The following is a 10597-nucleotide window of genomic DNA, read 5'->3' as shown; positions in this document are numbered from 1 at the left end:
CATCTTCAGCTCAGCAGCACCCGCAATACCATGATCAATGCCGGTCAACATCTTGATATCGGTGCGATGAAAAATCTGTCTGTAACGGTTGAAAAAGCCCTGGGTATGTTTGTGCATAAAGACGGGGCGAAGCTGGTTGCCAACCAGGGAGATATCGAGATTCAGGCTCAGCACAACACGATGGCCCTGTTTTCTGAAAAGCAGCTGACGGTGACCAGCAGTGAAGACGAAATTATTATCAGCACCCCGGAAACCCTGACACTGAACGGTGGCGGGTCTTACCTGAGACTGAGTAAGAACGGTATTGAGCATGGTTCATCTGGTGAGTTTATCATGAAGACGTCTGACTATCTGGTACCAGGATCGGGCGCAAATCTCCCCAACGAAACACCCAATTTCAGCCTGACGGATATCACTCAGGAAAATAAAATCAGCAGCAAATCTTTTAATGACTAAGGGCTGATGATGGATCCATTAATTCCTCATATGCGTAATGTGTTTTTATTTGCATTTTTGCTTTGTTTATCAAATTTTACACAGGCATCCGAACAAACAAGCCCAGAAAGCATCGTGTACAATTTTTATAAGTCATATTTGAAAGAAGAATCATCGGACAATAGTCGATTTCTCAGCCAATATGTTTCTGATGAATTAATGAAAAGCATTAACGACTCAATGATGTGTAATTATGATTCTGATGATTCAGTGTCGGCAGAAGAACTCGAAGGGAAATGTTCACAAAAGCGCGAATGCAAGCAGTTTAAAGGGCGTTATATTTGTAACTGGCATAGTGCTTGGGTTGATACTGATGTTGATTATTTTACAAAATCACAAGATGTTTATCCTTCATGGAAAGCAAGTATAAGTACCTTTGATGTATATCAGAAAGAGAATGACTCTTCAGTTAACGTTTTTTTAGGAACAGGTTCCGAGCCTAAAGTTAAATTTAAGGTTGTGCTGGAAAGAATTGATGGGAAGTGGAAAATCACCAGCGTAACGGAACAATAAAAACGTGGTCATTTTCTAAATTTCTCACCTCGACTACTTATACAAATACCAACATATCTACGGAGAGACGTTCATGTTGAAGAAGATTATTTTTGCTTGCTGCTTATTCTGCGTGGCCAATATAGCCTCAACTTCAGCGAACGATAGTTCAATGCCTCGGGAAATTGTTGCAAATTTTTATCATGATTACCTTGTCGCGTCTGAAATGCCTGATATGGAATCAGCTGATAAACTAACTCAAAAAGCTATTTTTGAATATACAACTGAGCATCTCAGAAGTCTGCGGGATAATGATGAATCGGGTGCTGATTATTTTGTCGATGCTCAGGATATTTGTGAAGAATGGAAAGGCAGCATTAATGTGGAAACTGTTTCAGAGAATGAACAGGTCGCGCAAGTGAAGCTAACATTAGGATATGGTAAGAGCGTATCCCTATATGCCGTTAACCTGGTTAAAGAAAAAGGGAGCTGGTTAATGGATTCTGTTAAGCCCATATCCCATAGTAGTATTTATTGCCCTCGACAAGCAGAGGGGGGGGGAATAAATGCTGAACAAGAATGTCGCAGTTAGCGTTTTAAACACTCAGGCCCAAGCCAGAGCGAAAATTAACGCTGAAAATTTTAAAAATGGCATAGATAAAAAGCTTAAATATGGCGAGTCAAAATGTGCCCGCTATGTTAAAAAAGCATTAATCGCTGGAGGGGCATCTGCAAAAAATTCAGGAATTGAATCAGCTAAAAATTATGGTCCATGGCTGCTTGAAAATAACTTTAAAGTTGTGGATAACGCTACAACAGTGCGTACTGGCGGTGTATTCACAATTTCTGGTCAGCAAGTGGGGGATGTTGTCGTAATCCAGGCAGCACCACATCATGTGCATGGTCATATGGCGATGTTTAATGGTACACACTGGGTATCTGATTTTGTCCAGGAAAGGGGGTTCTATCCTGCCCAGATATATCGTGATCAAAACATACGCTATACACTTTATCGTTATGACGATAATACCACATCAGAGCAGAACGCCACGGCTACCCAAAAAGGAAAAATTAAGATTGTCTGGCCGATCCCTTCTAATAACCGGGGAAGTGAGTTCAATAATCAGGAAGAGATCCTCTCTCATGTCGGGGGGGAATCCACCGGGCAGTATATGATTGGCCGAAGTGGGATGTGGCATGGCGGGATCCATATCACGGAAGCAACGACCCCGTGGTGTGCTCTGAGTGGCAAGTCTCGTCTTGAAGCACTGGATTTCCCTGTCCCCTTTAAAGGCGAGCAGGCTGTGCGATGCATGGCTGACGGCGTAGTGGTTGCTTATCGTGTCTGCAAGGATTATCTGACGCTTGCATGGGAATCCGGCCCACTGAGCTTTTCCGGTTCGTTTGTTCTGGTTAAACACTTTATTCAACTAGGGGAGAAAGAATCCAGCGGGCTGCATTTTTATACCCTGTATATGCACCTTGCCCCCTATTCAGCCTATAGTGTCAATCCGGCGGAAACAAAGTGGACAGTCCAGGATACGCTTACTGCCTACGATCCAGAATGGGTCATGACCGCCAGTACCAACAATAAAAGTACCAGTGAAAGCTATCGCAAGGGCACGATCCCAAAAGGATCTATTGTTGAGTGGGATAAAACAGACAGCGGCCTCCATACTGTTGCATTTAATAAGCGAGAGTATGGCCTTGTTACCTTTGTTAGCCTCTCAGAACAGGCGTTGAAAAAGGGCAAGAAAACATCCCTGAAGCCAGGGCAGCAATACTGGATGCTTGTGGACAAAAACAACCTGTCTCCTGGCACTGATGGGGTGGTACAGCCTTCCTGGTGGCAGAAACTCATGCCGCCAGCAAAAGAAGCGATGAAATTTGACCAGGTAGTATGCCCGACTCCCTTTGCTATCAGTGCAGGTGATCCTGTTGGTCATATGGGATATTATCAGGCACCTAAGGATGGCGGATATGAAGCGCGATACCAGGTTCATATCGAATGCACGAGTATGGATGATAACCTGGAAACGTTCCTGACCAACCCTGAGCAGGTGGGAGAAAAGAATCCACTCTGGCTAAAGTACGCTCCGGGCCTTACGTTATACAAAAAAGATGTTGCAGCAGGAACATTCACAGTAGATACAAGGGCAACAACCAGGGCGGGGATCCTTCCACTGAGTCAGGTGCAAACGGAAGTCGATAAGTCGACCAAACAGGAATACTGGCAGCTGCGACCAGAAAATGCTTACGTCCCTAAAGGCCAGGCGGAACCTCAACTTTTGTCGCAGTATGATCTGGCAAAGCTGGGCTTCAGAACTGAAACCACAGAACCAGCCAGCTTTGATTACCTGGATGGAAAAAACCAGCCCACTGGATTCTTCCGTAACCTCATCGATTCGCTTTACCAGGCCGCGACCAATGATCCGCGAACCAGTCATGCTCTCGTGAAGCATAATTATCAGCGCCTGCTGGATAAAATTGACAGCGGAAGTGACCGATATTCGCCAATGGAGTACTGGAGAGCACTTCATAATCCCGACTATCGTGACACCATCCAGAAAACAATCGTAAAACATCCCAGCGATTGGTACTTCAAAAAAGGTGACGCTATTTGGCAACCTTTCCTCAATGCGCTGAAAAAAGAAGCCCCAGAATGGAAGAAATACAGTGAAGATTTTATCGATAAAATGGCATGGATGCAGGATGTAACATCCGAAAAACTAGGACCTTCACTGTGGCACATGCATCCGATTATGTTCTTAGGCTTTATGAAAAAATCATCAGGAACATGGCCGCTTGGGAAAACTTCAGAGCGATATGAATCTGGAGGAAGGGGGCCTGGGGTAATTTCATCTGGAAAAGGAGATCATGGTGGTGTGTCATATGGAATGTATCAATTATCTTCTAAAATGGGAACGGTTAATAAATATATTGCTGTGTCAAAATACCAAGCTTTATTCGAAGGTAAAGTACCCGCCACACCTGAATTCAATAAAGTATGGAAAAAAATTGCGGTCGATCACAAAGAAGAATTTGCACAGGATCAGCATCTTTTCATTGAAAAAACACACTATCAAGTACAAATAGACTTGTTAGCATCTAAAGGGCTAAATTTTTCACATTCTCGTGCCGCAATCAATGATATGATTTGGTCGACTTCCGTTCAATATGGCCCTACAACTGGTTTAATTTCGAGAGCGTTGAAAGGAAAGGATTTTGAAACATTAACAGATGCAGATGTGATAACTATTGTTCAGGACTATAAAATAAATCATGTTGAAGATCTTTTCCCATCATCCCCGACTTGGTGGGACGATCTAAAAACACGAGCTCTGACAGAGAAGAAAGATTTATTAAAGTTAAATGAGTTAAATCTGGAGTTAAAAAATGAAGATTAAATTACTTGCATTACTTGTTTTTTTGCCTGTTATTTCTTTTGCAAAGGAACCACAAACTTGCAATTCCTCGATGCAATCTCATCCGGATATGATCGACTGCATACAAACCAGCACAAAAAAAACAGAGGACTCCATTAAAGAGATTATTACCAAATTTGGTAAGGAGTATTCAATTGATATGGCGTTTTATAATAGTCAACGGAAGTCTATTTCTGAACGATGCAGCTTATATAACTCGATGGAAGGTCAACGAACAGATTTGATAGAAAACCAATGCGAATATGATGGTGTAGAGCAACTAAATGATTTTATTAAAACCTATATGAAGACAGTTGATAATTATTAAAATGAACATAAAACTCTCTTTGGCTATGTTAATTTTAATGGCATCGGCAACATATGCTCAATGTTCTCAAACCAAAGATGTTGATATGCTGGTAACGGCAAGTAAGGTGAAAAACTCTGGTTTTGTCGATGGGCAAACAGGTCGCGTTACTACTGACTTAAATGGTGACGGTAAAAAAGATATCATCGAGTATACATTTCTGAGTTCAACACCACCAGGTACTTGCGATCAATCGAACTGTATGTCTAACCTCGACAATTCTCCTACTTTTACATTCAAAATCACAATACATGATGGAAAATCAATAGATGCAGCATATATGTGTACATCTATTGGCATATCCAAAAAATCACACAAAGGGCTAAAAGATATTTTTTGCGGACCCAAATATATCTTGAGATGGAAAGGTGACGAGTATGATACAGAATAAACATTCAAAAGCATTTACATGCTATTGAATCAAGAATGGGTCTTTTTAATTGTAGAACCAGGCACTTATAGGTAAGTTAAATTACTAATGCCGCTACTGGATTTTTCAAATACAATGAAGATTAAGAACAAAGCGCTGACTTTACTTCTAATACTCCCTTGCATTTCACATGCTGTACTAACCGACTATTCCAAGATCGAAACTGATTGTCGCAAACTGAATCAAGATATAAATAACTCTGTTGTAATGGGTTGTGCCGACCAGGCATCAGACGCCGCAAAGAAAGACATGAATATTGTTTACCAGAAAATATACAAAATAATTAAAGCGCGTGAAATATCTGACATTACAAGTAAATTCGAGACGGCGCAAAAAAACTGGATTGCATCACGTGAAAATTGGTGTGATGTTCAAGGGTTTATAATCGGTTCGCCGATGTACAGCGTATGCCGTATGGACATGAATATTTCAAGAGTGAATGAGTTAAATGACTTACTGAAACAGATTCAGGATTAATATATCTGGAGGCTAGTTACTTTAAACTAATGATAATTATTAACTCACAGAGGTCCTTATTAATGCTCCAGATTATCCGCAAAGGCGATAAAACTACCCACGGTGGTTCAGTACTGACCGCCTCAGAAACGATGAAATTCGGCGGTATTGGCGTTGCCCGTAAAGGCGACAAAGTGTCCTGCCCGGTTCAGGGACATGGCCCTACTACTATCGTAGAAGGCAACCCTGATTACCTTGATCATGGTATTCCGGTTGCCTTTCACGGTCACAAATGTGCCTGTGGTTGCACATTGATCAGTTCATTTGCCGCAGCAAAGGTTGCCTGATTATGCCCGTCTGGCTGGATGCCATCCCTGAAAAGGCCCCTAAGATACCGCGTCCCGGCGCCGGACGTTGGCTGCTCTTTCTCGCGTTTGTCATGCTGGGGGGCATAGCGCTTACACTGTGGCGCTGGACATCAGAGCGAAGCGGATTTGTCTTCTGGTTCACCGCTCTGGGCCTTCCTTTTTGCACCTGGGGGCTTCTTTTCGGTTTACGCAGGGTTGCCTATAAAGCAGAGCAGGTTGGAGCTGAGTCGCGTAATGTCGACCGTGAAGCTCTCATCGACAGTGAAATTCTTCGCGGTCAGCGCTGTGCCTGGATCCTCGGTACATACATTCAGGCCCTGGCCGGAAACAAAGCCGATGACCTGCTGAAGGCAATGAAAGTCGCAGCTCCTGTTATCGAATTCTCTCGCCCAAGAGGATGTGACAAACCGGTCAGATACGCGGCATTACCAGAATATCAGACAGATTTAACGAAGGCCCTGAAAGCAGCGGTTAATAAACTGACTACTCGTGTAGAGGGGAAAGTTAAGCCGCTTCCGCCCGAGCTGCCATGCTGGCTGGTGCTGGATTGTGATAACGATCTGTATCCCCTTTTTGAAGAGCATCTTAAAGCCGATCTCTCACTCAAGACGGGCAGGATTTTTCGCCTGATGGCCGGAAAAGGGCTGAGCGCATTCGATGCCTGGCTGGACAAGCGATGGGACAATCCGGGCATTCTGGTTGCTATCACGCTGTCGTTACCGGCGTCCCCCCGGGAAGATGACGCAGATGCCGTCTCAATGGTGGTATTGAGCAACCGAAAAGCCCACGCCTGGCCGGATGCCCTCCGCCTTCATCGCCCCGAAAGGGGAACCGAAACTACGCTCACAAAGACGCTAACCCGGGCGCTGCTCTGGGCGAAGACCAGATCCGATGAACTCAAAGGAAGCTGGATCTCCGGTCCCACATTGACCGCTGGTAGCGGCTGGAATAATGCCTGCGAGCAGAGCGGGGTGGAATTTAGCCTTTCAGAGGACAACTTCAGTATCGATCCCGTTCTGGGATACACAGGCCATGCGGCTCCATGGCTGGCCATTACGCTTGCCAATGCTGACGTTGAACAACGAGGGCCGCAGGTTATCGCCGCACAGCCCGCCGCTGACAAAGACGACATCTGGATCGCCGTCATCACCAAAGAAGAAGTTCGCAAGGAATCGCCTAAGAATGTCTAAGGTAAAAGTAAAAACCCTCATCGGCTCCGTTGTGACTGTCGCCTTTTTCCTGACAGCCATCGTGGCATTTTTGTTTTATGCCTTTCCGGAAAATGTGGCCTCGGCCACCGGCTTCGGACCGTATGACGGCCAACGGATACTCACATTCTGCGCCATACTGGTTGCCGCGATATTATTACTCGGCTGGCTGATAGAGAAGGCTTTCGACCACGCGGGCAAATCCGGGTTGTATTTCCAGTGGGGGCAGAAAAAGGCTGAGACTGCCGCACCGTTGACGAACCCCATTCCCGGTGAAGAAGACGACGATGAACCCGTTTTCAGCGAAGATGTCGTGTCCGAACACCTGCGCTTTCGCTATGGACGTCGCTGGAAGCGTAAAGTGCGACTCCTGCTGGTGATGGGCAACCCGGACGACGTCGAGAAAGCGGCCCCGGGTCTGCGTCATGACCTTTGGCAGGAAGGCGACGGCAACGTACTGATTTATGGCGGTGATGCGCAGTCACTTCCGGATGAGAACTTCCTTTCAAAACTGAAGCGCCTGCGATCTCGCCAGCCGGTTGATGGCATTATTCAGGTGATGAGTACTTCAGCTCTCCCGACAGATAGCGAACGGGATGCTTTCTTGCGTTGCCGCCAAAAAGCCGATCATCAGCTGGGCTGGCAGGCGCCTGTCTGGCTGTGGCTGACTGACAAAGCCAAAGGTGCTCAGCAGGACGCGGACACGGCTGCGACAGGGGTGATATTCGGACCGGAAGGCACTGTAAAAGAGGCGGATAAGGCATTGACTACGCTGTCTCAGCGCCTGCAAAAAGCCGGTATGGCACAGATACTGAATAATCCGGCTCATAACGGCCTGCTCCAGTTATCTTTCCGCCTGCAACACGAACTGAAAGCCAGTCTGACCGTTTTGCTCAGTGGGTTGATGCAGGGATCTGCGGCCTGGCGTTTACGCGGAGTCATGTTCAGCCCTGAGATGGCCGTTGCCGGAACGGTGCCGAACACGCGCCTCGACACGCCGACATGGAAAGCCGTCATTGATGACTGTGATGCCGTCAGCGGCAGGAAGCTGGGCGTCGACTGGCTGAAGATGCTGAGATTAATTCTGCTTTCCCTTATTGTCCTGTGGGGGACCGGTACCTTGCTGTCCCTGATCGTTAACCGTACCCAGATTTATGAGGCACAGGAAACGGCGAGGCAGGCAGCGGATACCGCAAAACCACTTGCTGAACGCCTGCGCAACCAGCTCGTCCTCCAGCAAGCGATTGCCCGTCTGCAACATCGTGAGGCGACCGGCGCCCCATGGTACACGCGCTTTGGTCTTAATCAGGACAGTGAAACGCTGGCTGCTCTCTGGCCGCTGTATGCGATAAACAACGCACAGCTGATGAGGGATGCCACCGCAGATTATCTCAGGCAGTTGCTGAATGCTTTTGTGCAACTGCCTCCTGCCAGTGATGCCCGAACGCAGGGCACTCAGCACACCTATGACGTGCTCAAAAGTTATCTGATGCTGTCCCGTCCTGACAAAGCAGACACAGACTGGCTGGCAAAAAACGTCCTGAAAGCCTTCCCGAAACGTCAGAATGTGCCGGATGGCACATGGCAGGCCCTGGCACCGAAACTGCTGGGTTTCTACGCACAGAACCTCCCGGCTCATCCGGAATGGAAAATTAAGCCTGACGCGGAATTAATCAGCACGGTCCGTCAGATCCTGCTCAAGCAGATTGGCCAGCGGAACGCTGAGTCCGGGTTATATCAGGACATGCTGAAGCGCGTGGCCAGCAACTGGCCTGATTTAACGCTTGCAGATATGACCGGCGACACTGATGCCTCAACGGTATTCAGCACTGACGAAGTCGTCCCGGGAATGTTTACGCGTCAGGCCTGGGAAGAGCAGGTTCAGGATGCGATTAACGAGGTCGTCAAGACACGCCGCGATGAAATTGACTGGGTACTGACGGATAAGACGCACCAGACAAGGAGCGATATCTCCCCGGAGGCGCTAAAGGCCCGCCTGACTGAACGCTATTTTACCGATTTTGGTAACGCCTGGCTGAACATGGTCAACAGCATTCAGTGGCAGGAAGCTACGTCACTTTCCGAAGCGATTGCCCAGCTCAATCTGATAGGCGATGTCCGCCAGTCACCGCTGGTTGCCCTAATGAACACGCTGGCCTGGCAGGGGAAAACGGGGGGGAAGGGAGAACGACTTGCCGACTCGATAGTGGACTCAGCGAAAAAACTGATCGGTCAGAAAAAAAATGCCAGACAGTTTATTGAACAGGCACAGGGCCCTAAAGGTCCGCTCGATGGCGTGTTTGGACCGCTGATGGGGCTGATGGAAGGTAAAGATGGCACAGGTGCCAACGGTAACCTCAGTTTCCAGTCCTGGCTGGCTCGCGTAACCCAGGTGCGGCTCAAGCTTCAGCAGGTCACCAGCGCCCCGGATCCGCAGGCTATGTCGCAGATGCTGGCCCAGACAGTATTCCAGGGCAAAGCCATCGATCTGACCGATACCCGCGATTACGGCAGTCTGGTTGCGGCGAGTCTGGGTCAGGAGTGGAATGGATTTGGCCAGTCGTTATTTGTGCAACCGCTGGATCTGGCCTGGCGGCAGGTACTTGCCCCGGCTGCACGTAGCCTCAATGCCCGCTGGCAGACAACTATTGTCGAACAGTGGAATAAGGCCTTTGCGGGACGATACCCCTTTAAAGCCACCGGCAGCGATGCCTCGCTGCCGTTACTGGCTCAGTTCCTGCGTAGCGACTCGGGTCGAATCACTACTTTCCTGAAAACTAATCTTGGCGGGATCATCCACCTGGAGGGGAATCGCTGGATCGTTAACCCTTCCACAAGTCAGGGGATGGTTGTCAGTCCGGATTTCCTCCGGGCGATTAATCAGCTGGCGGAACTGTCAGATATCGTGTTCTCTCAGGGCGATGCGGGTGTTCACTTCGAACTGATGGCGCGACCTACACGGGATGTTGCCAGAGTGCAGTTAATCCTCGATGAGCAGAATCTGGACTTTTTCAACCAGATGGAAAGCTGGCAGAAATTCACCTGGCCGGGGAATACTTACTACCCCGGCGTATCGCTCAGCTGGCGAAGCGTCAACAGCGGTATGCAGCTCTATGCAAACAACCAGGGTAACTGGGGTTTCATTCGCCTGCTGGACAAAGCCCTAATCACGCCTCTTGATGCGAGCCGCATGCAGCTGATGTGGATCACGCCCGATGGGAATCCACTGAAGTTTGTGATGCGCAGCGAGCTGGGCGACGGTCCTCTGGCGTTACTGAAGCTTCAGGGTTTCACGCTGCCTGAAACCATATTTACGGTTGCAGCCAGCGCTGAAGAGGTCGAATAAAGATGAGACA

The 10597-nt window shown here is 47.8% G+C and carries 10 protein-coding genes; all 10 read left to right on the top strand.

Annotated features, from left to right (window positions below):
• Positions 1-456 (top strand): DUF2345 domain-containing protein (locus tag L2I46_RS11190; protein ID WP_236947865.1); only part of this gene is annotated, 456 nt, incomplete at its 5' end.
• Between the two features lie 6 nt (positions 457-462).
• Positions 463-1008, top strand: a complete 546-nt coding sequence (locus tag L2I46_RS11185) for a DUF3828 domain-containing protein (RefSeq protein ID WP_236947864.1) — start codon at positions 463-465, stop codon at positions 1006-1008.
• 73 nt (positions 1009-1081) lie between these two features.
• Positions 1082-1579, top strand: a complete 498-nt coding sequence (locus L2I46_RS11180) for a DUF3828 domain-containing protein (RefSeq protein ID WP_236947863.1) — start codon at positions 1082-1084, stop codon at positions 1577-1579.
• Positions 1580-1895: 316 nt separating this feature from the next.
• Positions 1896-4394, top strand: coding sequence for a hypothetical protein (locus tag L2I46_RS11175; protein WP_236947868.1), 2499 nt, complete (start codon positions 1896-1898; stop codon positions 4392-4394).
• Entirely contained in the window at positions 4384-4740 is a 357-nt protein-coding gene (locus tag L2I46_RS11170) for a hypothetical protein (protein ID WP_105491283.1), read from the top strand. The genes L2I46_RS11175 and L2I46_RS11170 overlap by 11 nt, the downstream gene beginning before the upstream one ends.
• 1 nt (position 4741) lies before the next feature.
• On the top strand, positions 4742-5170 hold the full coding sequence (locus L2I46_RS11165; protein WP_236947862.1) for a hypothetical protein: 429 nt from the start codon (positions 4742-4744) through the stop codon (positions 5168-5170).
• Between the two features lie 114 nt (positions 5171-5284).
• Entirely contained in the window at positions 5285-5686 is a 402-nt protein-coding gene (locus tag L2I46_RS11160) for a lysozyme inhibitor LprI family protein (RefSeq protein ID WP_228742350.1), read from the top strand.
• A gap of 62 nt (positions 5687-5748) precedes the next feature.
• Positions 5749-6012, top strand: coding sequence for a PAAR domain-containing protein (locus tag L2I46_RS11155; protein WP_101978647.1), 264 nt, complete (start codon positions 5749-5751; stop codon positions 6010-6012).
• Positions 6013-6014: 2 nt separating this feature from the next.
• The gene (locus tag L2I46_RS11150) at positions 6015-7223 is read left to right on the top strand and encodes a hypothetical protein (protein WP_236947861.1); all 1209 of its coding nucleotides are present in this window, start codon (positions 6015-6017) and stop codon (positions 7221-7223) included.
• On the top strand, positions 7216-10587 hold the full coding sequence (locus L2I46_RS11145; protein ID WP_236947867.1) for an ImcF-related family protein: 3372 nt from the start codon (positions 7216-7218) through the stop codon (positions 10585-10587). The genes L2I46_RS11150 and L2I46_RS11145 overlap by 8 nt, the downstream gene beginning before the upstream one ends.
• The last annotated feature ends 10 nt before the right edge of the window (positions 10588-10597 follow it).

Source organism: Klebsiella sp. 2019SCSN059 (genome assembly GCF_021739525.1).
GTDB lineage: Bacteria > Pseudomonadota > Gammaproteobacteria > Enterobacterales > Enterobacteriaceae > Klebsiella > Klebsiella quasipneumoniae.
Note: the sequence above shows the minus strand (reverse complement) of the source record. Positions and strands in the feature narration are given on the sequence as shown.

Excerpts from the sequence above, each read along its gene's own strand:
- L2I46_RS11185 (WP_236947864.1), top strand. The coding sequence starts at position 463 with ATGATGGATCCATTAATTCCTCATATGCGTAATGTGTTTTTATTTGCA.
- L2I46_RS11180 (WP_236947863.1), top strand. The coding sequence starts at position 1,082 with ATGTTGAAGAAGATTATTTTTGCTTGCTGCTTATTCTGCGTGGCCAAT.
- L2I46_RS11175 (WP_236947868.1), top strand. The coding sequence starts at position 1,896 with ATGGCGATGTTTAATGGTACACACTGGGTATCTGATTTTGTCCAGGAA.
- L2I46_RS11170 (WP_105491283.1), top strand. The coding sequence starts at position 4,384 with ATGAAGATTAAATTACTTGCATTACTTGTTTTTTTGCCTGTTATTTCT.
- L2I46_RS11165 (WP_236947862.1), top strand. The coding sequence starts at position 4,742 with ATGAACATAAAACTCTCTTTGGCTATGTTAATTTTAATGGCATCGGCA.
- L2I46_RS11160 (WP_228742350.1), top strand. The coding sequence starts at position 5,285 with ATGAAGATTAAGAACAAAGCGCTGACTTTACTTCTAATACTCCCTTGC.
- L2I46_RS11155 (WP_101978647.1), top strand. The coding sequence starts at position 5,749 with ATGCTCCAGATTATCCGCAAAGGCGATAAAACTACCCACGGTGGTTCA.
- L2I46_RS11150 (WP_236947861.1), top strand. The coding sequence starts at position 6,015 with ATGCCCGTCTGGCTGGATGCCATCCCTGAAAAGGCCCCTAAGATACCG.
- L2I46_RS11145 (WP_236947867.1), top strand. The coding sequence starts at position 7,216 with ATGTCTAAGGTAAAAGTAAAAACCCTCATCGGCTCCGTTGTGACTGTC.